This is a genomic window from Bacillus bingmayongensis, assembly GCF_000299035.1.
In the GTDB taxonomy this organism is placed as follows: domain Bacteria; phylum Bacillota; class Bacilli; order Bacillales; family Bacillaceae_G; genus Bacillus_A; species Bacillus_A bingmayongensis.
In genome coordinates, this window is the sequence record NZ_AKCS01000005.1 from 222938 (window position 1) to 247950 (window position 25013).

The 25013-nt window shown below is 33.6% G+C and carries 29 protein-coding genes and 2 pseudogenes; 4 read left to right on the forward strand and 27 right to left on the reverse strand.

Annotated elements, in window-relative coordinates:
* The first annotated feature begins 120 nt into the window (after nucleotides 1-120).
* Nucleotides 121-507, forward strand: coding sequence for a GNAT family N-acetyltransferase (locus tag Y7E_RS0101250; RefSeq protein ID WP_017149501.1), 387 nt, complete (start codon nucleotides 121-123; stop codon nucleotides 505-507).
* A gap of 15 nt (nucleotides 508-522) precedes the next feature.
* On the opposite strand, the gene spoIISB is transcribed toward Y7E_RS0101250, so the two are convergent.
* The 9 genes from spoIISB to Y7E_RS33475 form a co-directional block, all read right to left on the reverse strand.
* Nucleotides 523-699: a stage II sporulation protein SB gene (gene spoIISB / locus Y7E_RS31205; protein WP_017149502.1), complete on the reverse strand. Its 177-nt coding sequence runs from the start codon at nucleotides 697-699 to the stop codon at nucleotides 523-525.
* Nucleotides 700-775: 76 nt separating this feature from the next.
* Nucleotides 776-904 (reverse strand): hypothetical protein, encoded by a 129-nt coding sequence (locus Y7E_RS0101260; protein ID WP_017149503.1) that lies wholly within the window; start codon nucleotides 902-904, stop codon nucleotides 776-778.
* 123 nt (nucleotides 905-1027) lie between these two features.
* Nucleotides 1028-1768, reverse strand: coding sequence for a type II toxin-antitoxin system SpoIISA family toxin (locus tag Y7E_RS0101265; RefSeq protein ID WP_017149504.1), 741 nt, complete (start codon nucleotides 1766-1768; stop codon nucleotides 1028-1030).
* A 196-nt stretch (nucleotides 1769-1964) separates the two neighbouring features.
* Nucleotides 1965-2699, reverse strand: a complete 735-nt coding sequence (gene gpmA, locus Y7E_RS0101270) for a 2,3-diphosphoglycerate-dependent phosphoglycerate mutase (protein WP_017149505.1) — start codon at nucleotides 2697-2699, stop codon at nucleotides 1965-1967.
* Between the two features lie 205 nt (nucleotides 2700-2904).
* Nucleotides 2905-4059, reverse strand: a complete 1155-nt coding sequence (gene tnpB, locus Y7E_RS0101275) for an IS200/IS605 family element RNA-guided endonuclease TnpB (protein WP_017149506.1) — start codon at nucleotides 4057-4059, stop codon at nucleotides 2905-2907.
* A 284-nt stretch (nucleotides 4060-4343) separates the two neighbouring features.
* Entirely contained in the window at nucleotides 4344-4829 is a 486-nt protein-coding gene (locus Y7E_RS0101285) for a MarR family winged helix-turn-helix transcriptional regulator (RefSeq protein WP_017149507.1), read from the reverse strand.
* A 168-nt stretch (nucleotides 4830-4997) separates the two neighbouring features.
* On the reverse strand, nucleotides 4998-5408 hold the full coding sequence (locus Y7E_RS0101290) for a VOC family protein (protein ID WP_017149508.1): 411 nt from the start codon (nucleotides 5406-5408) through the stop codon (nucleotides 4998-5000).
* 206 nt (nucleotides 5409-5614) lie between these two features.
* Entirely contained in the window at nucleotides 5615-6925 is a 1311-nt protein-coding gene (locus tag Y7E_RS0101295; RefSeq protein ID WP_026049041.1) for a DEAD/DEAH box helicase, read from the reverse strand.
* A gap of 435 nt (nucleotides 6926-7360) precedes the next feature.
* On the reverse strand, nucleotides 7361-7543 hold the full coding sequence (locus Y7E_RS33475) for a hypothetical protein (protein WP_017149510.1): 183 nt from the start codon (nucleotides 7541-7543) through the stop codon (nucleotides 7361-7363).
* Between the two features lie 192 nt (nucleotides 7544-7735).
* Between Y7E_RS33475 and Y7E_RS0101305 the strand changes: the two genes are divergently transcribed.
* Complete coding sequence (locus tag Y7E_RS0101305; protein WP_017149511.1) at nucleotides 7736-8065, forward strand: YkvA family protein; 330 nt, start codon at nucleotides 7736-7738, stop codon at nucleotides 8063-8065.
* Between the two features lie 272 nt (nucleotides 8066-8337).
* Here the strand turns inward: Y7E_RS0101305 and Y7E_RS0101310 are convergent, their stop codons facing one another.
* The 8 genes from Y7E_RS0101310 to Y7E_RS0101340 form a co-directional block, all read right to left on the reverse strand.
* Complete coding sequence (locus Y7E_RS0101310; protein ID WP_017149512.1) at nucleotides 8338-8970, reverse strand: type 1 glutamine amidotransferase family protein; 633 nt, start codon at nucleotides 8968-8970, stop codon at nucleotides 8338-8340.
* A 184-nt stretch (nucleotides 8971-9154) separates the two neighbouring features.
* The gene (locus tag Y7E_RS34040; protein WP_237741328.1) at nucleotides 9155-9298 is read right to left on the reverse strand and encodes a hypothetical protein; all 144 of its coding nucleotides are present in this window, start codon (nucleotides 9296-9298) and stop codon (nucleotides 9155-9157) included.
* Nucleotides 9299-9626: 328 nt separating this feature from the next.
* Complete coding sequence (locus Y7E_RS0101315; protein WP_017149513.1) at nucleotides 9627-11204, reverse strand: aminotransferase class V-fold PLP-dependent enzyme; 1578 nt, start codon at nucleotides 11202-11204, stop codon at nucleotides 9627-9629.
* A 13-nt stretch (nucleotides 11205-11217) separates the two neighbouring features.
* Complete coding sequence (plsY, locus tag Y7E_RS0101320) at nucleotides 11218-11766, reverse strand: glycerol-3-phosphate 1-O-acyltransferase PlsY (protein ID WP_026049042.1); 549 nt, start codon at nucleotides 11764-11766, stop codon at nucleotides 11218-11220.
* Nucleotides 11767-11804: 38 nt separating this feature from the next.
* The gene (locus tag Y7E_RS0101325; RefSeq protein ID WP_017149515.1) at nucleotides 11805-12101 is read right to left on the reverse strand and encodes a hypothetical protein; all 297 of its coding nucleotides are present in this window, start codon (nucleotides 12099-12101) and stop codon (nucleotides 11805-11807) included.
* Between the two features lie 210 nt (nucleotides 12102-12311).
* Nucleotides 12312-12578 carry a hypothetical protein gene (locus tag Y7E_RS31215; protein WP_017149516.1) on the reverse strand — a complete coding sequence of 89 codons (267 nt, stop codon included), beginning with the start codon at nucleotides 12576-12578 and terminating at the stop codon, nucleotides 12312-12314.
* Between the two features lie 66 nt (nucleotides 12579-12644).
* On the reverse strand, nucleotides 12645-13934 hold the full coding sequence (locus Y7E_RS0101335) for a PTS sugar transporter subunit IIC (protein ID WP_017149517.1): 1290 nt from the start codon (nucleotides 13932-13934) through the stop codon (nucleotides 12645-12647).
* 12 nt (nucleotides 13935-13946) lie between these two features.
* Nucleotides 13947-14252 (reverse strand): PTS sugar transporter subunit IIB, encoded by a 306-nt coding sequence (locus Y7E_RS0101340; protein ID WP_017149518.1) that lies wholly within the window; start codon nucleotides 14250-14252, stop codon nucleotides 13947-13949.
* Between the two features lie 252 nt (nucleotides 14253-14504).
* Between Y7E_RS0101340 and Y7E_RS0101345 the strand changes: the two genes are divergently transcribed.
* On the forward strand, nucleotides 14505-16064 hold the full coding sequence (locus Y7E_RS0101345; protein ID WP_017149519.1) for a glycoside hydrolase family 10-like protein: 1560 nt from the start codon (nucleotides 14505-14507) through the stop codon (nucleotides 16062-16064).
* 38 nt (nucleotides 16065-16102) lie between these two features.
* On the opposite strand, the gene Y7E_RS28905 is transcribed toward Y7E_RS0101345, so the two are convergent.
* The 6 genes and pseudogenes from Y7E_RS28905 to Y7E_RS0101370 form a co-directional block, all read right to left on the reverse strand.
* On the reverse strand, nucleotides 16103-16759 hold the full coding sequence (locus tag Y7E_RS28905; protein WP_337460015.1) for a DUF6688 domain-containing protein: 657 nt from the start codon (nucleotides 16757-16759) through the stop codon (nucleotides 16103-16105).
* Nucleotides 16760-16790: 31 nt separating this feature from the next.
* Nucleotides 16791-18233: a WD40/YVTN/BNR-like repeat-containing protein gene (locus Y7E_RS0101355; protein WP_017149521.1), complete on the reverse strand. Its 1443-nt coding sequence runs from the start codon at nucleotides 18231-18233 to the stop codon at nucleotides 16791-16793.
* 156 nt (nucleotides 18234-18389) lie between these two features.
* Nucleotides 18390-18527, reverse strand: coding sequence for a hypothetical protein (locus tag Y7E_RS31220; protein ID WP_081584519.1), 138 nt, complete (start codon nucleotides 18525-18527; stop codon nucleotides 18390-18392).
* A 16-nt stretch (nucleotides 18528-18543) separates the two neighbouring features.
* Nucleotides 18544-18720, reverse strand: coding sequence for a hypothetical protein (locus Y7E_RS33085; protein ID WP_017149522.1), 177 nt, complete (start codon nucleotides 18718-18720; stop codon nucleotides 18544-18546).
* A gap of 558 nt (nucleotides 18721-19278) precedes the next feature.
* Nucleotides 19279-19459: pseudogene (locus Y7E_RS34945) on the reverse strand (hypothetical protein).
* Nucleotides 19460-19674: 215 nt separating this feature from the next.
* The gene (locus Y7E_RS0101370) at nucleotides 19675-20088 is read right to left on the reverse strand and encodes a hypothetical protein (RefSeq protein WP_017149524.1); all 414 of its coding nucleotides are present in this window, start codon (nucleotides 20086-20088) and stop codon (nucleotides 19675-19677) included.
* A 122-nt stretch (nucleotides 20089-20210) separates the two neighbouring features.
* Between Y7E_RS0101370 and Y7E_RS31225 the strand changes: the two genes are divergently transcribed.
* Nucleotides 20211-20819 carry a TetR/AcrR family transcriptional regulator gene (locus tag Y7E_RS31225; protein WP_017149525.1) on the forward strand — a complete coding sequence of 203 codons (609 nt, stop codon included), beginning with the start codon at nucleotides 20211-20213 and terminating at the stop codon, nucleotides 20817-20819.
* 577 nt (nucleotides 20820-21396) lie between these two features.
* Here Y7E_RS31225 and Y7E_RS0101385 read toward each other — a convergent pair.
* The 4 genes and pseudogenes from Y7E_RS0101385 to Y7E_RS31230 all read right to left on the reverse strand — a co-directional run.
* Nucleotides 21397-22230: a DUF3974 domain-containing protein gene (locus tag Y7E_RS0101385; RefSeq protein WP_017149527.1), complete on the reverse strand. Its 834-nt coding sequence runs from the start codon at nucleotides 22228-22230 to the stop codon at nucleotides 21397-21399.
* A gap of 24 nt (nucleotides 22231-22254) precedes the next feature.
* Nucleotides 22255-23364, reverse strand: a complete 1110-nt coding sequence (locus tag Y7E_RS0101390; protein WP_017149528.1) for a toxic anion resistance protein — start codon at nucleotides 23362-23364, stop codon at nucleotides 22255-22257.
* A gap of 227 nt (nucleotides 23365-23591) precedes the next feature.
* Nucleotides 23592-23867 carry an AMP-binding enzyme gene (locus Y7E_RS34050; protein WP_237741336.1) on the reverse strand — a complete coding sequence of 92 codons (276 nt, stop codon included), beginning with the start codon at nucleotides 23865-23867 and terminating at the stop codon, nucleotides 23592-23594.
* A gap of 198 nt (nucleotides 23868-24065) precedes the next feature.
* Nucleotides 24066-25013: pseudogene (locus tag Y7E_RS31230) on the reverse strand (class I adenylate-forming enzyme family protein); the annotation flags it as partial.

Sequence of the window (25013 nt, forward strand, 5' to 3'; positions counted from 1 at the left end):
TCCCTGCTCTACTTATCAAAACTATTTTCTATTTAACTCTTAAAGTGTTCTTCGTGTAACTACTTTAGAAATGTTAGTATAAATTAACACATTAAATTTTCAATTTTAAGGAGAATGTATATGCATTTTACAGAGGAGCTCCCTTGTCCTGAGCATATTTTCGATTTGTATGATTCTGTCGGCTGGAATGATTACCTGAAGTTATCAAAAGAACAATTATTTATAGCTACTGCTCAAAGCACTTTTGTAGTATCTGCCTATGACAAAAATCAATTAATAGGTACAGGGCGCGTCATTTCAGATGGAGCAATCAATGCTTATCTTTGTGGCTTAATCGTCCATCCACTATACCAGAATCAAGGAATAGGTAGAAAAATAATTGAGAAGTTGGTAGTGAAGTGTCAACAAACGAATCTTCATTTACAATTACTTTGTACAGAGGAAAATGTTCCCTACTATGAGAAACTAGATTTTAAGGAATTTGCGACAGGAATGAAGAAGAAATAAAAAAAGAAAATGCTTTTATACATTTTCTTTCAATTTTTTCCCTTGTATATATTTTGATGCATCACCGTTCATGAGCTTTTCTAGTCGATTAATATTTTCCGTTAATGCACCTTTCACAAGAGAGAAATCTGTATTCGGTGCTTCTTTTTTTTCCTTAAAAAAAGCAAGTTTTTGTTGTTTCATTTCTTGCATTTTTTCCTCCCCCTTTTTTAAAAAAGATACAATCTTTCTCTCTTAATTATATCCCAAATATAAACCAGACGCACTTTTATCCTTTTCTTTTTAATTCTTCTTCTAAATCTTCTACTTGCTGCATTGTATCTCCTTTAATTAAAGAGAAATCTGTTATATCCTCAGCTTCTTCTTTAAAGAATTCATTACTATACTCTTTTTCCACTACAATCACCTCTACGTGCTAGTGTAGGAATGATTGTCCGATTTTATTCAACTTTTGTCCGATTAACTCGGAATTTGTTCTAAATTATGTATAGGAGAAAAGGACAGAATTCATATTCTGTCCTTACTTCCTAAAATAACTATGATGAATCGTTAAATTATATACATTTTCAAAATCTCGATCTTGAAGATTGTTCTTTTGACCATCAATAACAATACAAACATCTTTTACTATTTTCGCAGGTATGATACCGACATTTTCAACTTGCACCGCTTTTTGCTCATTTAACTGCTCTATATGTTCTAAAGGTACTGTAATACTAAATTGAGAGCGGATACCACGGAAATTCGTATTCAATTCATCTGCTGTCACAAATACAACGATTTTCGCTCCAATTTTTTCAGCGTACGTATCAAGAAATGCATTTAAACTTTGTGCATACTCAGCCTCTGCCCGCCACTCCATCGTACCAAATGCTGCGGGATTTACATTTTGAATAATTGTAGTATAAATCTCTCCTCGTGCTTTCGAAGCGATTAGTGAGCGTTTAATGGATTGAACGGTCTTTCCGATATCACTAAATTTCGCACCCCATATTTCTGAAATATTTGGAGTTAAAATAAATGCAATATCAACAAATATCACCATCGCAACGAACAGTAAAATATTTTTCCAGAGGGTCAAATCAATTCCTTTCATCATGAAATAAATTGTAACCGATGTAATAAACACACCATACCATGTTTTTCGAATAAGTTGCTTTTTCTCTTCGTACAGTTCTTCATTTTTCCAATAAAAGAAAATAAGAAATAAAAAAACTAGTACGAGAAAAAACAAACCAATTCGAATGTTAGAGACTGTCAATCACATCACCCTCCATTCAAAAACTTCTCACGATATCATTACATGCTCACTTCACTCTCATTATGACAAAAGACATGGACAACCTTCTAAAGTAAGCTACATTGCATATACTAAAAAGGAACCCACGTCTTTTATAATGAATCTACATTGTATATGTAGACAAGCATGCATTTCAAATTTTCACAAATATTTTTTATCAGGATATATGTTTCGGAATCACACCTTCCGGAACTTCACCATTCATACTTAAATAGTAATGACGAATTGGGCGTAAATTTTCATCTAATTCATATACGAGTGGTATACTCGTCGGAATATTTAATGATACAACACCATCATCCGATAGATTATCTAAATATTTCACAAGAGAACGAATCGTATTTCCATGAGATGAGATAATGACCTTTTGTCCAGATTGTAACGTCGGTACAATTTCATTATGCCAAAATTCCAGTACTCTTTGTCCCGTATCCTCTAGACACTCTGTAAGTGGAAACTCGTCTTTTTTCAAAAACTTATATCTCGGATCATCAGCTTCATACTTTGGATCATCTTCAGTAAGAGCTGGTGGTCTTACATCCGTACTTCTTCTCCATATATGAACTTGCTCATCACCATATTTCTTTGCTGTCTCATCCTTATTTAAACCTTGCAATGCTCCGTAATGCCTTTCATTTAACTTCCAGGACTTATGTACAGGAACCCAAGCAAGATCCATTTCATGAAGAATAATCCAAAGTGTTCGAATTGCCCGTTTTAAAACAGAAGTGTATGCAACATCAAACGTGTATCCATTGTTTTTTAAAATTGCACCCGCTTCTCTTGCTTCACTTAATCCATTTTTCGATAAGTCTACATCTGTCCATCCTGTAAATCTGTTTTCAAGATTCCATAAACTTTGTCCGTGACGAATGAGTACAAGTTTTATCACATTAATTCCCCTTTCGGAAATAAAAATATAAATTTTTCAATGCGTACACGTCATAAAGTATCTGGTAATGTAATTTTTTATCCATTTAGTCTATGATTCACCCATAGTTGCCAAAATACATGGTTGAACTACCCACCACTTAACAACCTTACGGTCTGTTTGAAGTGGGGAATTCCTACGAACACCAAAGTATCCTTCGATTATCTTAGTAGGCTAACCCCGTAGTCCCTACGGTTAGAAGTCTTATAGCTTCATTTTTAAGATTTTGTCCTGCGTTAATATCTCTATCGTGGTGCGTGCCACAAGATGGACAGTTCCACTGACGAAGGTTTAGATTCTTAACGTCTTTATTTTGATAACCACAATGAGAACACAACTGCGAAGAAGCGAATGTCTTTGATACTGCAATAACTTGCTTACCGTACCATTTCGCCTTGTACTCTAACATCGTTCTGAAGTGTGACCAAGATACCTCACTAATCGCTTTAGCTAATTTGTGATTTTTCAACATGTTGCTTACTGGCAAATCTTCAATACCGATTATATCGTGGTTTTTGATGATGTCAGTAGAGATTTTTTGCAAGTAATCCGTTCTCGCATTGGTGATTTTTTCGTGAATACGAGCTACCTTGCGTTTTTGTTTTTGATAGTTTTTAGATTTGTCCAACTTGCATGTTCGTTTCACTGCTAACTCTTGCCGTCTGGAAAGAACCCGTTGTGCTTTGACTAACTTCTTTTCTAAAGTACGGAGAAACTTAGGATTATCAAATATTTGACCTGTAGAAAGGATAGCAAAATTTTTCAACCCGACATCCACACCGACAGATGAACCAGTTTTAGGAAATTCATGAACTTCCACTTCTGCAAGAATGGAAACAAAGTATTTTCCACTTGGATTACGTCTAACAGTTCCATTCAAAATACGCCCTCCTACTTCACGGCTTTTTGCAAACTTTACAAGTCCAAGTTTCGGTAATTTGATTCTATTTCCCACAATGGCGATGTTGTCGTTCGTGTGCTTTGTTGTATAAGATTGAACTCTATTCTTTTTAGACTTAAATCGTGGTGCTTTATTCTGTTTCTTGAAGAATCGAGTATACGAATCAGCAAGTTTTTTAAGTGAAGATTGAATAGCAATGCTGTCTACCTCTTTTAGCCATACTAATTCTTTCTTTAGCTCAGTTAATTGAGAAGAACAAGCATTATAAGTTAATCCTTTGCCTGTTTCTTTATAAGCATCATTCCACTTTGCTAGAAAATGATTGAACACAAACCGTGAACAGCCAATCGTCTTTGCGATTAGAATTTCTTGTGCTTTGTTTGGATAGAGACGGAATTTGTATGCTTTCTTCACTAACATTGATTTCACCTCCTTGTTAAAATATACATTTATTGTATCATGTATATTTTAACAAGGAGGATTATACTATGTCACAAGTTGTAAATATGCGTTATCCAAAAGAATTTTTGAAATGTATTGACGAATTCAAAGAAAAGAAGGGATTTACAACTCGTACCCAAACTATTATTCATCTCCCGCCTACTCATTGGACTGCGCCCTACACATTCCTTGAGGTGGGAGTCTTCTCGCCTATTTACGATAAAATTGTTTTTTTAAACTCTAAAAACAGACGAATGATTTATTTACTCATTTTGATCAACTGGCTCTTCACGCTTAGATAACCATGCATCAAAACCTAAGCGGCTATTTGCTAGTTCCGTCATAACTTGATGCCAATTTTCTTCGCATGTTTCACCAAATTTTGAAAAAATACTTCCCATTTGCTTTCTTTGCACATCGCTTAATTTTTTCTCTAGCTCTGCTCCTTCTTTAGTTAGGATAAGCTGTTTCACGCGACGATCATGTTCTGCTTCATTGCTTTCAATAAGCCCCTTTTCGAGAAGCTGACGAAGTGGTCCGTGAAGAGCTTGTTTACTTATTTCTAACAGAGATAACAATTCATTTATACTGAGCCCTGGAAAACGAGCAATAAAAAATAAAATTCGATGATGCACTCGCTGTATACCATATTTTTTTATAATCTCATCTGGTTTTTCTGTAAATGTTTTGTATGCAAAATAAAACAGTGCGAGCGCCTGATTCATTTGTTCTTCTTTGTGCTGTGTCATCTACTTTCCCCCTATATGTAAATTATACCACAATTTATTTCTGAAATATTAAATCAACCGTTTTGACTTAATAAAGGGGATTCCGCTTAAACTTATTAGTAGCACTATGAATAAAAAAACGTATTACTCATTAAATTGAGAATACGCTTTTATTTACTAACTATATACCTAGTTTTCAGTAAGGTTTAACTGCCAAGAAACACCATACTTATCATTTAGCCAACCGAATTTCTTGCTGAATGGATAAGCTGTAAGTGGCATTAAAACTTCTCCTTCTTGCGCTAACTTATTAAAAACTTCAGCAATCTCTTCCTCTGTATTACAATTTACATATAACGACATCGAAGGAGTAAATGTAAACTCATGCTTCACATAACTATCGATACACATAAACTCTTGTCCATTTAATGTGAATGTAGCATGCATTACAGTTCCTTCTTTGCCTGGTCCATTTGCATCGTAACGAGAAATATTTATAATTTCCGACTGATCAAATAAAGAAGTATATAAATTCATCGCTTCCTCTGCATTGCCTTCAAACATTAAAAAAGTAGTAATTTTTTGTTTTAAATTCTTCACTTAGAAACAGCTCCTTTTATGTAGATACACATGAAATCGTTAGTCCCTCAGTAAACGGAACATACATTCTTATAATTGTATATTCCTCAAAAGATACTAAGTTGTCAACTTATAATAACTTCTAAGTTTTGAGAGAATAACAAAATAAAAAAGTCGTTCCTTTCTTTAAAGGAAAACGACTTTTCACTATTAATACTTACTCTATATTAACGACTGCGTCTTTGCTGACCTTGCTTTGTATCACTTTTCTTTTTACTTGATTTATCAAATGATCGTTGTTTTTCATTTTTGGATCCTTCACGATTATCTCTTTGACGATATTGTCCCGTTTTCTTTGGTTTCCTTGTGTGTTCTTTTTTCTTTTGCTCATTTTTTACAGGTGCTTGATTTGCAGGTAACTCCAATTCTTGTCTTTGCAGCGTTGTACCAATGCCTTTTTCAATCTCTTTTAAATGCATTTCATCTTTCGGTGCAACGAATGTAATTGCAAGTCCTGATCCACCAGCACGTCCAGTTCGTCCAATTCGGTGTATATAGCTCTCTACATCTTCAGGTATATCGTAGTTAAATACATGCGTTACACCTTCTACATCTAATCCACGAGCAGCTACATCTGTTGCGATTAAGTATTGAATTTTTGCATCGCGAAAACTTTTCATCACTCGTTCACGTTTCCCTTGCGATAAATCACCATGAAGTTCATCGCAGTTATAACCATATCCTTTTAAATCACCATATAATTTACTTGCTCTACGCTTTGTACGACAAAAAATAACAGCTAAAAACGGCTGATCACGGTCCATCACATAGCGCAGCGCATCTTGCTTTGCACGGTCTGTCGTTTCAATTACACGTTGCTTAATATTATTTACCGTTACTTCTTCGCTTTGAATTTGAATCATCTCAGGTTCTTTCATATAGCGCTTTGCAAGCTTTTTAATATCTTTTGGCATCGTTGCCGAGAATAACATCGTTTGTTTACTCTCAGGTGTTTCTTCTAAAATGTCTTCTATATCGTATAAAAAGCCGAAATGAAGCATTTGATCTGCTTCATCTAACACAAGCATAGAAACATTTGATAACACAATCGTTTCACGACGTAAATGGTCTAATAAACGTCCTGGCGTTGCTACAACAATATGTGTATTTCCTTTTAACTTTCTCATTTGCTGCGCTACATCTTGACCACCATATATAGCAAGAACATTGATATCTTCTTTATGAACAAGCATCTTTTCAATTTCAGTTGTAATTTGCAGTGCTAATTCTCTAGTTGGTGCAACGATTAAAGCTTGTATATCACTTGATTCGGGATCAATTTTTTCTAAAATTGGTAAAACAAAAGCAAGAGTCTTTCCTGTTCCTGTTTTTGCCTGACCAATTATATCTTTTCCAGCCATAACAACTGGAATTGCTTTCTCTTGGATTGGCGTTGCTTCAGCAATCCCGGTTTCACGTAGTGTATGATTAAATGTTTCACTAATTCCTAATTCTAAAAAGTTTTTCAAACAGATCACTTCTTTTCCTTATTTTTCACATTAAGTTTATATTGTACCATTTGTTTCACTAAATATGAAAAATAAGATAATTCTTATCTCCTTTTTTCATACTCGCTATGAATGAATTGGATCAGTTCTTTTTGTTTCTCTATTGATTTTGGTAGCAATTTCATATTAGCAGGCGACAAAATAAAGTAAAACTTTAATCAGTGGGGGTTTTCTCCATCCCCCACTGATTATTAGCCCTCACCAATCGGGCTTTTACGGGCAGTTTATCTCCCGACTAACTTCTTTAGAAAAACGGAAGCGGCTCGCTCAGAATCGCAGGACGTTGGAGCACCCGACAGAGAGGCGCTTTTTGCCTGGTCCGAGGGGGCGAAACGACCGGAGATTCTAGCCGCTAGAGCTGGACAATGCTTTCGCAGAATTTTGAGGTGGGAGTATTACTGCCCGTTAAAGCGGGATAAATTTCTTGAGTTTTCGATTGTTCCAAATCAAACTTGTATACCTTGAATCTTCATGTAATTTCCGAAACCATTCTTGTTCGCTTAGCTTCGCAATATGATGCTTTAACTTCACATCAGCCCTTGGATAAAGCAATATAATATCTGCTACTACATCAAACAATCCCCACATATTCCCCCTCCTATCCTCTTCCTTTTTTATTCTTATGGAAAATTAACAACAAGAAATAAATGGTAAATAAGTTTATATTATCGATTATTTGTCTATCCTTTTAAAAACTCTATCCTTTTAAATATTTTTCACATAATGCTGAATACGCTTGTACAAAATTAACGAAAAAAAGACGACATGAGGAGTGCTTGTATGGAGAAGCAGAAACTATGGAAAAAATTAAAGAACGGTGCAACAAAGTTAGGTAAGTCCGGTGTATATGAGAGCATTATTTTATATTACACCTTAAAAAAGAACGGACTGCCTGCTAAAGCCAAGTTGATTATATTAATTGCGCTATCCTATTACGTATGGTCAATAGATTTCATTCCGGATTTAGCGGCTATTATTGGAATTGGCTTGTTAGATGATGTTATAGCAATTGCCTGGGCACACAGATATATCATGGTACATACAGATGCCGAAATTCGAGAAAAAGGAAAAGTGAAAATGGAATCCTTATTTGGCTCAGCACATGCATGATACACAAAATAAAAAAGACGGTCTTCATATTTTATTGAAAGCAAAAAATAAGCTATTATACCTTGGTTTGTAAAGGGATTAAATATAACGTTACACATTATATAGAGACAAAAAGGATAGATAATACAGATTTACTCTGTATTATCTATCCTTTTTGGACTACAAATGACCTCATTTACTACTACAACATATGAAATTTACTGCAATGCATTTCTGGCTAACAATTAACTTGAATTAAACTAATATAAAACTGCTCAGTTGATTTTTTCAGCTCATCTATTTATTGAATTCATTAACTGGAAGAAGTATTCAGGTTTATGAGTCTTATTTAGGTTATACCATGAATGTAATGTGTCTGGTGCAAATACATCTAATTTTTTCAGTACTTCCATCGCAAATTCCAGAGGAGCTACTCCTGATGCAGTAACCAAATTCTCACCAGATACCGCAGGTTCCATCTCATAAAATTTTTCTCCTTTATAATTAGGACAGACCATTTTAATATACTCTAAGTTATTACTTGTATGCTTTCTGGAATCTAGGTATCCCATATTCGCGAGGCCCTCAGTTGCACCACAAATTGCAGCAACAATAGTGCCAAGCTTTAAAGCTTCGCCAATTTTTTTCAAGATAGGTTGATGAATATCTTCTCTCCAAGTATTCCCTCCAGGTAAAACTAAAAGGTCTTTACTCTCAAGAGTACATTCATCAAGGGAAATATCTGGTTTTATGCTCAGTCCTCCCATCGTAGTAATAATTTCTTTATTAGCTCCTACTGTAACTACTTTTAAAGGTGCTAAATCTTTTTTGAAATATCTTCCTGAGTTTAGTTCAGCAATTAAATATCCATATTCCCAGTCTGACATTGTATTAAATACATAAAGATAAACTTTTTTTGTTTGCATCTAATAACACTCCAATCACAATTGATATAGCCTAGTATAATAAAACTTTCCTGACAACTAACGTCAGGAAAAAGATCTTAACGTTGTAAATCCGCATTTCCAAACGTAACCCCTATATTGTAAAACATTTCCGTTTCCCCTTGCGCTAAATAGTATATTATTTATATATTTAGATAATTATTTTTCATTTAAATGATTCATAATATTTATACATCCATATTTTGTTATTTTTAGCGATATATTGTCCTGTTTGAATTAATAGTTGTACGAGTTCTTTTTTAGATAACTTCATGTATCTTGTTTTTGCATTCTTTATATTACGTTCCATACTAATACGTCGATAATCGATAGGATTAACTTCAATAGTACTCTTTTGAATAGGCTTGTTAGCATGTAATTTTTGTTTGTACGTTACAAAAGTTTTTCCAAAATATCCTAATTCGATTATACAGAAAATGATTGTTGTAGTAAATCTATTTTTTTGTTGTGGCAGTATATGAGGTTATATAGAGGTCTTCTAAAATAAAAACACACCACTATCAAATAGTGATGTATCTCTTATTCATATAATGTGTAACATTGTATGAATATATTGTTTTTATATCTACTATGATTAAAAACACTTATTTAGTTTTACGGATTATACCGTCTTTTCACTATGCATGTACTTGTTCCACATACTCCTGTAAATAATTCAACATTCTTTTCATTTCACGTTCTTTATAATGATTTAAGCAAGCGATTTGCATCCAGTTATTTTGTTGTAAATAGGATGACTCGTAATGGACGATGAATCCTTGCAATGCTAACGCGTCTCCTATTTCTTTAGAAGAGGATTCTTTATCTATTGCGATTGTAAGAATAATTGATGAAGCATGTTCCTTAGGTGAAACAAGTCGCAATCCCATATCAGTAATAGCTTGTTCAATGAATGCGTACGTTTGATATATTCTCTTATATTCCTGCTCGTCTTCAAATTTCTTTAATGCTTCTTGCAATGCATGAATTAAATTCCATGATTGAGAATATGGTACACTCCCGTTTTCTTCATATATTCCAACATCCATATACACAGGTAAAATTTTATTCGGCATCACAATATGATTGTAAAATACAAAAGATAAGCCGGTATATGCTCCAATTGCTTTTCCGCTGACACCACTCGCAAAGTACACATCTTCTAAGGATAAAGATATTGCACCGATTGAACTAATGCAATCAACGCATAATTTGATACCATATTGTTTACTAACTCCAATTAATTTCTCTAAATCATTTAACATACCAGTCGATGTTTCATGATGGACAAACCATAGCCATTCATACGCTCGATGTTTCACTAATTCTTCTACTTCGTTATACAAAAATGCCTTTCCTATTTCTCTTTCATATGTATCAAATGATAAATTCGCTCGAATTGCCTGCTGGACTAAGCGATTTCCAAACTCCCCATTTGTTAAAACCAATCCTCTCCCCTTTAACAGACTCAGTTGCATGGCGATCGTATCATTTGCTAATGTCCCTGTTCCAAGCATAATTTGCACGTTCTTTGCTTTTGTCATTTGCATTAATCGTTTTTTGACATTTTCCATCGTGACCTTAAATTGATTGGAACGATGTGAAATTGGATTTGTAAAAAATGCCTTCTGTACATTCTCTGCGATTTCTACAGGTCCAGGTAAAAATGTATATTCTTTCGTCACAAGACTTGCAATACTAGATTGCTCAAACATAGTCGGTGTAACATACATCGGCTGGAATGCTGCTTGTTCTGTTCCGACTAATTCATAAAACGGAAGAAACCCCATTTGCTTATATAACGCAAGTTCGCGTGTTGTTGCTGAAATGAGTGCTAAATCATATCCATTTAGAAGCAAATAGCGATGTAAAAATCGAATTAACCCTAATAAAGCCCTTCCATTTCGATATTCTTTCTCTATAGCTAATAATCGAATTTCATATATCTTATTGCCCACCTCTGGTAAATAGTCATCTAGATTAGGAATTTTATTATCTAAAGAAAATGGTCGCTTTTCTCGTATCGCAACCATTCCAGCTAGTTTTTTACCATCTAAACAAATTAAATACGTATTCTCTTCATGAAACGAATCAATACGAATGCGTTCTTCTGCTTGATCATGCTGCGGGATTTCTTCTACAAATGTTTTATAGTTTAGTTTATGTATACTTTCAAATTCCCAAGTTTGATCGGCGATTTTATAAATTAACCCCATGTTTTAATCTCCTTTATTTTCTATGTGCGTACAAAATCAATATAATAATGAAAATAATTAATGCAATTGCTACAATAGAGTAAGCATATACAATCATACAAAGTGGTAAACAGGCAATTGTGAATAAACCAGTCTTTGTAAAGTTCTTAAAAATCATATAAAACAAAATGAATATACAAACAAGAGTACATGCCAACAAATAATCAAATACAAGTAAGCCACCAATAAATGTCGAAATACCTTTTCCACCTTCGCATTTAAAGAAAATTGGATATATATGCCCTATAATTACTGCTAGTAACGAAACTAATAGAAAAATAGAATCTTCAAATAAAAGTCTTGCTATATACACAACAACTGCACCTTTAAACGCGTCTCCTAAAAATGTAGCAATAAAATATCCTTTTCCGTATAAACGCCCCATATTCCGTGCACCAGGGTTTCCACTACCAGCTTCTCGAATATCCATCCCGTATTTCCATTTTGTAATCATATATGCTGTTAATATGTTCCCAACCATATAAGCGCCTACTATATACAGAAACTGGTTCATGCTGATCATATAATCATTCACTTTCTAAGTAAAATATTTTACTATTTTCAATAAAGCCTCCAAGTGTACGATGCATATAAATAAGCGATAAAATAAAATATAAAACTCACTACCGTTGTAATTCCTATCAGTTTCCATCCCATTACACGTAAGGATTTATAATATTGCAGAATATATCCTGTTAAAAAGGCTACAAATACGCTTACGAGTACTATAACTTGTGGTTTATACCATGGAATCTTATCGATTTCTATAATAGATATAATATTTATAAGTACTAGAAATAAGAAACTCGGAAATAGAATTCTAAATAGGAAAATCCCCATTTTAATCCCTAAACCCATACAACACCTCCTTTTTGTAAATAATACCAAATATTCACTTTTTAAACGAGACTACTATAGTGAATTCATTTAAAATAGAGATGATGAGATTTCACTTTTGATAAAATTTATTTTATTAATATGCTCCCCGAAACATCTATGCCATCTAAAGATGTACCAGACAGACATTAAACCAACAATATACATAACAGCACCTCTATCTAGGTTTTACTAGAAAATAATTATATAAGTAAACAATGTACAAGCTACTAGAAATAATACAAATCTAAAAAACAATTGAATTTTTGACGAATATGTACCATCTATAAAAGATAAAACGATTGTCAGCATAATACTTGCAGAAATACTCGTCACAATCCATATACTATGCATTTGTGATATGTCTAGCATTCTTAAAAAAGGGGTAAACAAAAGGTTTGAACAAATCACCCCAATTAGAAATAAAAACACACCTTTATAGCTAAACTTTATACTCATAGATTTCACCTTCTAATTTTTTATTATGAAAAAAGTGAGATCATCGAAATGACCCCACTTTTTTAGTTACACATTTACTGTACCCTGATCACCATCACCGCTTTTTTCCACTTCAAGCATATTTTTATCGTACATTTTAAAGAATGGCAGATAAATAAGGAATGAGATGGCTATATTAATGAAAACTAATACAACAGCTCTCCAGTCTCCACCTGTCGCTAAATATGCACCAATTGGGGCTGGTAATGTCCACGGCGGCATAATATAAGTCGCCGTCACAAGCCCCATCGCAGTTGCGGTATAAGCAATCGTTGCGGTCACAAGCGGTGTAATAATAAAAGGAATAATTAAGATTGGATTTAATACGATTGGAAGTCCAAATATAACCGGCTCATTAATATTAAAAATACCAGGTACAATACACGTTCTTGACAGCGCTTTGGAATATTTTGATTTACCGAAGACAATCATGGCTAATACAAGCCCTAACGTCGCACCGGAGCCACCAATCCATATAAACCATTGGTATAATGGTTCTGGTGCAATGAAAGGAATGTTGCTTGCTCCACCAGCTACTGCCTCGGCATTTTTCCCGATATAAACTTCCCATAATGGACGCGCAACTGTCCCAACAACGGAAACACCGTGAATTCCAAAAGACCAGAAAAATGTAATTAGAAACACTGGTAAAATAACTCCAAAATAACTATCACCAGCTTTTACGAGTGGTGCAGCTAACTTATCAACGACATGATGTAAATCAATACTAAAAACAACAGTAATAATACTCATAATAATAATTACGAAAGCAGCAGGTATAAGTGCTTCAAAAGAACGAGATACAGACGGTGGTACTTGTTCTGGCATCTTAATCATTACATTTTTTGACTTGCAAAACCTTAAAATTTCAACTGATAAAATAGAAACAATCATGGTAACAAATAGTCCATGCCCTCCAAGGTTTGTCATTGGAAGCATAAATCCTTTCTTATCAATTAGTTCAGGTGTCAATGTAAGAAGTAAGGAACAGACTGCAAGTTGTGCTCCTGATAAGGCATCTAATTTATAACTTTTCGCTAAATTATATCCAATACCAAAGGCGATATAGAGGGACATAATAAACATCGTTAACCGATATGGAATTAAAATGCTCGCTTGATGCTTTGCTGCCCATAATGAAATAAAGCTATCCTTTGGGAGCGGTGGAAACGCTACTATTAAAAAGAAACTCCCGACGATAATAAAAGGTAATGCTGAAATAACACCATCACGAATTGCTTGTAAATGCCTTTGCTCGGAAAGCCTTGCCATTGGGCCAGATAAGTTATTCTCAAGAAACGAGACAAACTTATTCATACATCTCCCTCCTTAGCGAATTAATTCATTCACAGCTTTTAATAGCGTCGGTCCACCGAGTGGTGTATAAGCCTGCGGCGGGATTATACCACATGGAATAGACTGCTCATCTGCTCTTTTTTTCACTGCATCAAATCTATGCCTTACTTGCGGAGCAACCATTACAACATCCCAGCCATTTTTGACCTCTTCTTCCACTTCACTCGTACCAATTGCGTGTACGTCCATACTGATTCCTTTCTTCTCGGCTTCTTTTTTTAAAGCGTTTACAACAATTGAACTAGACATTCCTCCAGAACATACAAACAGAACCTTCATTTCATAATCCTCCTATATACTTTAAGTAATTTTCATCCTTTTTCAAGGACTGTCAAACCACCACTAAAAGGAAGTTCCACGTTATTAAAAATCATATGAGGAATATAGACAAATTAGTTCTGGCGAAATGAAATTTCAGCAAAAATATTTTTTATATTAAATAGAAGTTTCAATATCTAACTTTCTCAATTGTGAATCTTACATTCACGTGATATAGTAGTCTCTATAATAGAATATGTAAGGAGGCGTACGATGATTTTTAGAAGATTATTGATGAGTTGTTGTAGCGTCATCTTGTTTATTCCTTTCCTGTTCATGCCCCTAAAGACTACACTTGCTGAAGTACCCACTACTTATCAAAAACAAGAATTACGTGCCGCATGGATTGCATCTGTTCTCAATATTGATTGGCCATCTAAAACTGGTTTACCTATCGAAAAGCAGAAACAAGAATTTATTAAACTACTAGATGATGTAAAAAACATAGGTATGAACGCAGTTGTTGTTCAAATTAAACCAACCGCCGACGCTTTTTATCCTTCCCAATATGGTCCTTGGTCCGAATATCTTACAGGCACCCAAGGCAAAGATCCTGGCTATGATCCACTCGCATTCATGGTTGAAGAAGCACATAAAAGAAATCTTGAATTTCATGCATGGTTTAATCCTTATCGAATAACCATGAACCACACTGATTTAAATCGATTAGCAGAAAATCATCCCGCTAAGCAACATCCCGATTGGGTGGTATCCTACGGCGGAAAACTATACTATAATCCTGGTATTCCAGAAGTGAAAAATTTTATAACTGATGGTGTACTAGAGGTTGTACAAAATTACGATATCGATGCTGTTCATATGGATGATTATTTTTATCCCTACAAAGTTGCTGGAGAAGAATTTCCTGATCAAAGCACATATGAAACATATAATAATGGGCGATTCTCTAACATTGAAGACTGGCGTCGTGACAATGTGAACCAACTTGTAAGCGGATTAAATACTGCCATTAAACAAGAAAAATCTTATGTCAAATTTGGAATTAGTCCATTTGGTGTATGGCGGAATATAGCTGATGATCCAACCGGTTCAAATACAACTGCTGGACAAAGAAATTATGATGACCTATATGCTGATACACGAGAATGGATCCAAAAAGGATATATTGACTATATTACTCCTCAAATTTATTGGAATATCGGTTTTACACCTGCAGCATATGACGTTTTACTAGATTGGTGGGTAACAGAAACAGAAAACAAACCAATACACCTATATATTGGACAAGCTGCATATAAAATTAATAATAACTCTGTTCCCGCATGGTCAGACCCTGAAGAATACCCAAGACAAATTGCATTAAACCATCAATATTCACAAATAAAAGGCAGTATGCACTTTAGTCTAAAAGATATAAATAACAATCCATTAGGGATAAAAGATCGATTAAAAAATGATATTTACAAACACCCTGCATTAATTCCGTCAATGCCTTGGTTAGATCACGATCCACCTAAACACCCTACATTAAAAGGTGCCATTGCAAGCAATGATGGTGTTGCCTTAGGAATTATCGATGATAGAAATAATGACTCTACGTATTATGCTATCTATCGAGTGAACGGAAAAAATGAAATTGATATTCAAAAAGCAGAAAACTTACTTACTACTGTACGAAAAACAAAACCTGGGGAAATTTATGTAGATAAGACGGCAGTATCTGGTGAGACGTATACGTATGTGGTGACTGCTATAGATCGCTTGCATAATGAAAGTATTCCTTCTGGCAAAACTATTATAAAAGCGAAGTAATAATAAAATCCCTCACTCTAAATGTGAGGGATTTTACTTTATGCATCTAAATAAACGATCCACATTCTCGACATCTTTTGATATCCAAAAGAAATACGATATAAAAACTTCATAAACTTGTTTTCCTGTTTATAATCTCTGTTCTTCTGACACTGAATAAAATAGCTCAAGGAATATTTTAATTTAGATACAAATAATAAACTGATTGAGAGAGCACTCGCTTGAATAAACAAAACTGAAATATATCTGAACCTTGGAAGTTCTGCAAAAACAGCAAAACCCGTATGTGTTATATAAACCACTGTAAATATAACATCTAAGATTAATAACGAACTATAAACAATATACATAACAGGCGAAAGCTTTTCTATATCTGAACTTAATTTCCAATATGAAAAACCACCTAAAATGAACAACAAAACAACAATAAAAATATGATCTGGAGCTAAAGAAGCATATTGATCTTGCATAAGGTTATTATATTCATATTTGTGTAAAGGCTGTCCTGCTTGTACGTCACTTAGATTTCCCATTATGCCTAGCCATAATATAAAATAGCTTATACAAATAGATATAAATTCCAATTTCTTAACTGGTAATACACTTGAAGTAATCTCTCCTTCTTGTAAAAAACTTTTCCAAATCCTTTCAATTGGGATAATAAACAATAATGCGAGAAACATAAAAATAATCATTAACACAATACGATGCTCTCCTTATCTTGATCTATTTTTCATAAGAAATATTTACTACTTTTTCAAATGTCCATGTAGCTCCAAAATCTTCTGATACAAATCTTGCCATCTTTCCTTCCCGATCCATTCCCCCTTCTTCTTGTGATACTAGTAACGTACCTTTTGCTCCAGCAAAAATAGGAGGCATTACAGATGTAAAAACATTATGATATTTATTTGGCAATTTAATATCTAACTTAGCCCATGTTTTCCCACCATCTTCTGTACGATAAACATCAGGATCTCCACCTGAATCCTTAAATGTAATAAATCCAATTTGATCAGTAGCAAAACTTACTCCCGTCGCAAGAAATTGTGTAAGATCATATGTACTTCCCATTTTCGTCCATGATTTCCCACCATTAGTTGTTTGATATACAATATTCGTTTCAAAGCTCATCGTCCTATCACCAGTTATAACAATATAACCATTCTCTTTTGAGGTGAACCCAATAAAACTAAGTCTTCGGTTATCAATATCATTCCCAACTGTTACAGTCTCCCATGTCTTTCCTTCATCATCAGACATAGTAACTTTTACTGGACTATGATGACCACCATGCACAAAAGCAGTCTTTGCCTTTGTAATATAATAGCTCCCTTCTTGCAATTCATCTTCATTTACTCGTCCATCTTCACGCATAAATTGATCAATACCAACAGGAACTTTTCTAAACGTGTTCTTTCCGTCATACGTCACTTTTAGATTCGAATTCTCAATCACATAATCTTTATTATGTTTCTTTACCTTTATATTTTCTATTTGACTATCATCTAGACCGTTCTCCCATTTTAAATTTTTTGGTGCCTTTTCTTTACTCAAAAATGTGTAAGTATACGGATTTACTTTATTAAAATTTATAATCCATTGATTATCTACAATTTTCCCTTCATTGTCAGTTGCATCCCACTCCGCATGGTACTTATTCTTTTCTTGTAAAGAATCAACATTAAATTTAATTGCTACAGAATAATAGTTTTCTTCTTCTCTTACCAACATTTGATCCACTACTTGAGCTGAACCTTTCCATTTTTCATTTCCATTTTCTTCGCTAGACATTTTCGATACATACTTATCGAAAAGATCCCTCCCAATAAAAGTTAGGTTTGATCCAGTCGTCTGTACTTTTATCGTATTATCATCTATATTTTCATTATCAATCACACTATTATTCGTTTCGTTTTCATCTTTATTTTTTTCTATCTGTTTTTCATTAATTTCATTGTTATTATCTTGTATTCCACTAGAATTTTCTTGCGTATTCTGTTCTTCATATGTTATATGCTTAGTACTTTTCTCGTCATAATCTCCACTTGTATAATAAATCATTGTGCAAAGAATTGTTATTTCTACAACAACTAATATAATAACAATTATTGTTTTCTCAAGACCATCTTTCTCTTTATCACTGTTTTCCTCAAAATGATTTTTCATTTTAAGTACCTCGTTTTGTATAATTTATACTTGTAAATAGAATACCAATATAGCATTCTATATTTTACCATTTTCGAAATAGAAAATATAGAACATCTCCCTTTAAACTTTCAATTTCATCATGAAAAACTAGTTTTTGTATCTTTAAAGCAACGCTTAACCGTTTGTAATAAAATATGTTATTTCTTCGTGTAGGTTTTGAATCCGTTCTTGCTTTATCTCCCCACCATCTTCTTCTGACGAAATGATAATTACATCGGGATGATTGTTGCTATCAATACGTTTACAATTCATACAATTAAAACCTGGTTCATTTCACAAAAGATAGTTTTATGAAATAAGACTGCTGTCTCCCTTTCAAAGTACTTTTAGCACCGCCAAATAAATACGCATGACTAATTTGCTGATGTAAAAGTGCATTCTGCAGAGTAATACCAACTACATGTTGTTTTTCCATAACTTCATTCCAACTTATAACCTTTCTCATCAATCGCATCCTTTCATTATGTTTTTTGCTATACACAAATTCTCACATGAAAATGTAAAAAACTACTTGTTTCTAAGAAAATATGAAACATTTCATCTTATGAACAGCTAATATTTATTATTGAATTCGAAGATAATCTGATCCTTGAATTATTTCACGCTAGCTGTTACTTTGAGGGATGGACATTACAAGGGAACAACGGAATTGATGTATTTACATTTCTTGAAGCTCAAGTCAGTTATTAAGCTAACGGTTGCATTAGTTGAAGAAAACATTTTAGAATCTAAATGGGTTCTTTTGTGGTTTGATTAAATATCAACATCAATATTTAACGGAACCAATACGTAAAAGGATGTCACATATTAGTCATAGCTATTATGTGACATCCTTTATTTTTCGTGACTTTTTACGATTTAGATCTGGAAAAATTCCTTATAATTTCTTGGATTCTTTTGTATTTTTAAAGTTTGCTCACACAAATGATCTGCACATCAATTCATCTTTGATATACAAACCATTTGTATGATAATTTTTACAAATAATTGCGAAATAATGAGCTTACATTACTGCTTTTAAAAGTTCTTGTACTAATGGAATTGCTCCACCTACAAATTTTAAAACTGCCATTGCGATTGCCATATCATTTTCCTTTTTATTATTACATTAAGATTTAGTGAATATTTGTAATTTCATTATAGGAAGCACTTACAAAAATAGAGATACTTTTTATATATAATATTTAATAAAATATCTAAAAACTATCAACAATAAACAAAAAAACTCACTTCTTAGCTTTTTTATAATAAGAAGTGAGCTATTCTTTTAGGAACTCGACCAAGATACATGTAATTTCAGATCATAGTCTATTCCCATTATAAAATTGTGTTGTAACTATAAAGGGAATTTTACTGCAGTATATAAAAAATTATGTTTTATTCAGTTATGAAATTTTCATTATCTCCATGAACTTATTGTTCCAGAAGCACTAGCTAAACTAACATACCTTTGTTTGAGTTCGAGTCGATACAATCCCGATGATGGAACAGTATATCTAGTATTTATCTCTCCTGATTTTGTATTGTTATAAATAACGCCTGGTCCTTTAAAAACTGAACCATTAGATTTACGTATAAGCCATTCAACATCATAGTCATTATAGGAATCTATATATACTCCTACTTGTCCTCCTGCATATACGTACACATATTCAGTATATGATTGCTTTGATCGAGGATAAAGTCGTGTTGAATCGGAATCTATCCGAGTTGCAGCAGAAGTTTCAGACTGTGGGAAAAATACAAAAAACATTGAAAAACATAAAACAAATACTAACAGCCATTTCTTTATAATTCCTTGAGATAATGTCATTTAATCCACTCCTTTATAAGTGTTATTTTTTAATACCAACTAGTCGGTATTAAATAATTTATTATATGATGAGGAATGTGTTACAATTAATAAAATATTCAGTTTTAAAAAAGGAGGTTACTATGGTAAATTATCATCAAAAACAATCAGAAAACACCATCAATAAATTAATGCAATCAGGAATTAATTTGTTTTCTAAACAAGGCTATTCTAGTACAAGCGTTGATCAAATTGTAAAACATGCTGGTTACTCTAAGGGTGCTTTCTATGCTCATTTTTCCAATAAAGAGGAGTTTTTGTTGAAGCTGATAAAAGAAGGTATTGATTTTTACTTTGAGGATTTAAAGGAAGCTCTTGCTCAAAAAGAGTGTGATTTGCTAAATAAATTTAAAGAACACTCTATGCGTTTGGTGAATGAAGCTTATGAAAAAGGGTCTTCTCCCATGCTTCTCCAAGGATGTATGATTTCTAATGAATTACCTCAGATAAAAAAAAGGCTTATTCTCCAGATGGAGGAATGGAGATCATTCCTTACACATTTTTTTCAGAGAATGAAGGACGAAAATATAATCGGGAGTCCCTTAGATGCTAGAACTTTAGCAACAGCAGGAATGGCTCTTTTTAATGGATTTAATTTGCAACATTTTGTTGACAATCGAATTCAAATACAGGACATGCTAAGTGTTTTTGTTGAACTGCTTCAAATCCAAGAACCTAATAAAGAAAATTAATAACGATAACTTATCTACACATTATCAGAAGTAGACTAAAAAGCTCACTTCTTAGCTTTTTTTAATAAGAAACGAGCTTTTCTTTCAAATAATCAATCAATTAGTCTTTAAACAAACTGAAAAAATCTTTTCGTTTTTAAGCAATAACTGGTTTCATTTCTCTAACTTTTCCTCTATGAAAACTTCTAACTCATTATTTTTCTCCTCAACTTCATTTAACTTTTTCTCATTATTAGCTTAATACTCCATTGTAATGACTAATTCATTCGTAATCTCTTGTAATTTCTGAATCAACGCTTGAAGTAAACAGATTATTTGTAATTATTTTCCAATAAAATATTCTTTCATATAGTCTTCAATACTATTTCTGCTTTGCATACTTTCAGATGAAATCCTTCCTTCAGACTCTGTACTTCCTTTCTTGGTCAATATAATAGTAAATTCTTTGTTATGTAGTTCTTCCTTTAGCAAAGTGACCACTTTGATTAAATCCCCAATTAAGTTTGGATACAATTCAAATTAAATCTATGTTTAAACTACAAAATCCTCTTGAGTACATTACTCAAGAGGATTTCTTTTACTTATTCTTAAACTTCTCCTTCGCCGCCCTCATTTTCACATTCAAATCATGATCAATGGAGTCACGAATATCACGCTCTACTGCTTCCATTTCTTTTTGGAAGTTTTGTAAGTAAACCTGTAATTCTTCTTCTTTTTCAGGACGTTGTGATGGTGGCAACTGTGCCACTAGTGACAACATATCGATTAAGTCTTTCATTAAGAACGTTTCAAGTTTGTGTTGTTGTTCAAACATGCGATGTTCTTGGTAATATGGTAGTGCGTTTAATACGGAAATTGTAATTTCATCCACTGTTTTTTGTAGTGACGGATTAACTGAGCGTTTATATGCTTGAATTGTATTTAATGCATCTGGATAACGGTCATAAAAATACAATTTATAAAACGATAGATCCGTTGGCTTAGATGATTGTTGTGATTCCTGTCTTAAGAAATCTTTTACTTTCATCACTGCTACATCGATATCTTCATTTGTCACTTTTTTCGTCGTTTTTGCCATAGCGTGTACTTTCTTCTGTTTATCCTTCGGTAACATAGAGAAGACTTGTTCTCTTGTACGTTGATTTGCTGTACAGAAAAGGGTATTAAATGCTTTTTGTTCCTTTTTCCCCTCAGTACGAATCCAACGATAAAAAAGTGGATGTTGCGTAAACTCTTGTAAAAATGGCGTTGATTTATTTGATAACTTTTCAATCGATTCATGTGCTCGTTTATACGGCTTCGCCCATGACAAGTAAAATTTTCGACCAAAATAAACAAGTAAAACGACAACTGTAAATCCTAGTAAAAGCAAAATCCCACCAATCATTAAAACAAATTCGAAGAAACCCATTTTTTCACCTCCTCTAACGCTTCTTTATTTCTTTGGACGCTGAATGAGCTTCTGCTTCATTTCATCATTAAATGTGTCAAGTTCAATAACAAACTTCTTACTAGATTCAATAATGCGCTCTGATGATTTCTCAGACGCTTCAATAGCCGCAAATACATTTTGGAATGATTCGCGCAATTTATCCATGCTAATTGCTGGATTTTCAAGCAGCTGCGTCGTTTCTTCTGTGTTTTGTTTTAAAGCCTGTGAGTTACTTAATACCATCGATTCAATTGCTTCATTAGTCGCATTAACTGCATCAATCGTCTTACGTTGATTTGTTAATGCTAGCTGAATCGCTGCCGAAACAGTAACAACGTTTTGCGTCATTGTAATTGCGTTACGAATTGCTTCTGTTAACTTTTCATTATTTTTCTTAATGATGTCTACAGATGCGATAGATTGCAATAATACACTTTTTGCTTGCTGCATATTTCGTGTACGTACAAGAATTTTTTCTAATGCATCATTAATTAATGGAATATCCTTTTGACGATCTGGATTTTGTTTTTCCGCTTCAAGCATGCCAGCAAGCTTTCGTCCTAAATACACCTGTTTATCTAGGGCATGAATTTTATCATGTGATTGCTCTTTTAACATTTCTAAACCAACTGTATCTTCTTGAAGGTTGTCACGACCAATAAGTAATGCTCGTATTATTTCTTCAATTTGTTTATCTATGGATTGATATTTATGAACATATGTCTCAAGTGGATTTTTCTTAAAAACTTTAAACATAAATTTCTTCATACCCGATGCTTTTAGTGAATTAGGATCGAGCTCTGATACCACTTTACGTAACTCTAACAGTGTATTTGGAATTTCTTCATTCTTTCCATTCATCATCGCTGTTACAGGGCGTTTAAGTGCTGATAGTGTTTGTCCTGCGGCTTGCTGCTCTTTATCTCCTAAATCCCCAAGCTGGGATAATACTTTTGAAAGATCTGTATTTTGTTCACTATTTAACTTTTGTACATATAAATCAGCTTCTTTATTCAGTTCAACAAGTTCTTCATCTTTAATAACTGTATCAACAACCACTTCTACATTATCTTTTACTACTGATACAGGTTCTTTTTTCTCTAATTCAGTCAACAAAATCGCTCCTTTATTTATATGTGCGAATTTACTTGCACTACATTTGATACCCCATGTATTTTCCAGTTAAAATATCATATTCAAAATAACCAAACAATGAATCCCTGCTTATGCAGTCATTCCCTGTTTCTTACCATAAGTATACCTGTTTCGTGCATTATTTTCCTCAGACTTAAGACCTAGAAGGCTACGTGCTGAAGGCGGATTCTTCACATGTTACATAGTTAATCGCTTAATAATTCGGCCCTCAATTTCATTTTGTCTACCTTCCCGTTCGGCTTCTTTGGTAAATATGATAGTACAGTCCAATTTCTTGGTTGCTTATATGATATTAATTTTTGACGGCACTCTTTCTGAATATCTACTAATTCTCGAGAAAACTCCTTAACGATAACAGCCTGTATAATTTCCCCACGATTCTCATCCTTTTCCGAAAACACTACTGCTTCTATAACCCCGGTGATTCCAAGTAATACATCCTCTATTTCGCCAGCGTACACAAAGCTCCCAGCAGCTTTTATAACGTCTCGGTCTCTACCTACTAAAACAATTTTCCCATCTTCTCTTTGGAAACCAATATCATGTGATGTTACCCAATCTTCTATGAAAGTAGCTTTTGTTTGCTCTTCATTTTCAATATATCCTTCAAAAGCCTGACCGGATCGAACAAATAATTTCCCAAAGTTTTCTTTATTAGTTACTACTCGTTCTTTTTTCTCATTAAAGAAAGCAATCTCAACATCTGAGAGTGGTACTCCGACTGTTTCAGGTGCAGTTCTTGCATCTTCTGATGTTAATAGTGAGACATATCCCATTTCCGATGATCCATAATATTCATACAAAAATGATTTAGAAAAACATTCCTCAAATTTTTGTCTTTGTATAGGCGATAATTTTGTCCCAACTGAAATCATACACCCAGGCATCATTTCCTGTACACTTCGTTTTTGCTTTGCATGGCGAATTAAAGGCTCAATTAAAGCTGGTGTGATAGAAGCACATGATCCGTTTGCTTTTAAAAAGGTCTCTGGTGTGAATTTAGATAATAAAACAATCTCAGCCTCTATAGCTAATGCGTGCAGTGCTGGATATAGCTGGGCTGAATAAGATAAATGTAACGGAACTACTACACGATCGTTTTCAGTTAGTGCAAATGCCTTACTCCATCCTTCAAAACTACAAGTCCATGATCAATGACTTTTTACAAAACCTTTAGGTGTACCCGTTGAACCTGAAGTATAACCAAAGAAGTATAACTCATCCTTACTACTCACATGTTTAAAAGGAAATGAGATGGTATTATGCTCAATTGTTTGACATAAAGTCTCTTTGGATGTGATAATCCAATTAGGCTCCGTATTACTTATAATTCCTTGCCATTCAATTTCTGTAACGTCTGGATGAACCGGCATTATTATTCCACCAATTTTTGAAACTGCAAGCGCATCTTGAATCCATTCCATACAATTTTCTAACTTAATAATAAAAATATGCCCTGGCAGCGCTCCGTCTTGTATAAGAGCTGATGCACGATTTGAAACACATTTCGCCAATGCTTTGTAAGTCCATCTATTATGTTGTTCCGAAAGCGCGACGCGGTCAGGATATTTTTGCGCCTGTTCATAGAAATAAGAATGTATACGCAT

Bases quoted from the DNA above. Each gene is read 5' to 3' on its own strand.
- Y7E_RS33085 (WP_017149522.1), bottom strand. From the start codon at position 18,720: ATGAGAAAGGTTATAAGTTGGAATGAAGTTATGGAAAAACAACATGTA.
- Y7E_RS31215 (WP_017149516.1), bottom strand. From the start codon at position 12,578: ATGAGTATAAAGTTTAGCTATAAAGGTGTGTTTTTATTTCTAATTGGG.
- Y7E_RS31220 (WP_081584519.1), bottom strand. From the start codon at position 18,527: ATGAATTGTAAACGTATTGATAGCAACAATCATCCCGATGTAATTATC.
- Y7E_RS31225 (WP_017149525.1), top strand. From the start codon at position 20,211: ATGGTAAATTATCATCAAAAACAATCAGAAAACACCATCAATAAATTA.
- tnpB (WP_017149506.1), bottom strand. From the start codon at position 4,059: ATGTTAGTGAAGAAAGCATACAAATTCCGTCTCTATCCAAACAAAGCA.
- Y7E_RS0101355 (WP_017149521.1), bottom strand. From the start codon at position 18,233: ATGAAAAATCATTTTGAGGAAAACAGTGATAAAGAGAAAGATGGTCTT.
- Y7E_RS0101250 (WP_017149501.1), top strand. From the start codon at position 121: ATGCATTTTACAGAGGAGCTCCCTTGTCCTGAGCATATTTTCGATTTG.
- Y7E_RS0101285 (WP_017149507.1), bottom strand. From the start codon at position 4,829: ATGACACAGCACAAAGAAGAACAAATGAATCAGGCGCTCGCACTGTTT.
- Y7E_RS0101315 (WP_017149513.1), bottom strand. From the start codon at position 11,204: ATGGGGTTAATTTATAAAATCGCCGATCAAACTTGGGAATTTGAAAGT.
- Y7E_RS0101370 (WP_017149524.1), bottom strand. From the start codon at position 20,088: ATGACATTATCTCAAGGAATTATAAAGAAATGGCTGTTAGTATTTGTT.
- plsY (WP_026049042.1), bottom strand. From the start codon at position 11,766: ATGATCAGCATGAACCAGTTTCTGTATATAGTAGGCGCTTATATGGTT.
- Y7E_RS0101310 (WP_017149512.1), bottom strand. From the start codon at position 8,970: ATGCAAACAAAAAAAGTTTATCTTTATGTATTTAATACAATGTCAGAC.
- Y7E_RS34040 (WP_237741328.1), bottom strand. From the start codon at position 9,298: ATGGAACGTAATATAAAGAATGCAAAAACAAGATACATGAAGTTATCT.
- Y7E_RS0101385 (WP_017149527.1), bottom strand. From the start codon at position 22,230: ATGGGTTTCTTCGAATTTGTTTTAATGATTGGTGGGATTTTGCTTTTA.
- Y7E_RS0101340 (WP_017149518.1), bottom strand. From the start codon at position 14,252: ATGAAGGTTCTGTTTGTATGTTCTGGAGGAATGTCTAGTTCAATTGTT.
- spoIISB (WP_017149502.1), bottom strand. From the start codon at position 699: ATGCAAGAAATGAAACAACAAAAACTTGCTTTTTTTAAGGAAAAAAAA.
- Y7E_RS33475 (WP_017149510.1), bottom strand. From the start codon at position 7,543: ATGTGGGGATTGTTTGATGTAGTAGCAGATATTATATTGCTTTATCCA.
- Y7E_RS0101345 (WP_017149519.1), top strand. From the start codon at position 14,505: ATGATTTTTAGAAGATTATTGATGAGTTGTTGTAGCGTCATCTTGTTT.
- Y7E_RS0101335 (WP_017149517.1), bottom strand. From the start codon at position 13,934: ATGAATAAGTTTGTCTCGTTTCTTGAGAATAACTTATCTGGCCCAATG.
- Y7E_RS0101305 (WP_017149511.1), top strand. From the start codon at position 7,736: ATGGAGAAGCAGAAACTATGGAAAAAATTAAAGAACGGTGCAACAAAG.
- Y7E_RS0101325 (WP_017149515.1), bottom strand. From the start codon at position 12,101: ATGGGTTTAGGGATTAAAATGGGGATTTTCCTATTTAGAATTCTATTT.
- Y7E_RS28905 (WP_337460015.1), bottom strand. From the start codon at position 16,759: ATGATTATTTTTATGTTTCTCGCATTATTGTTTATTATCCCAATTGAA.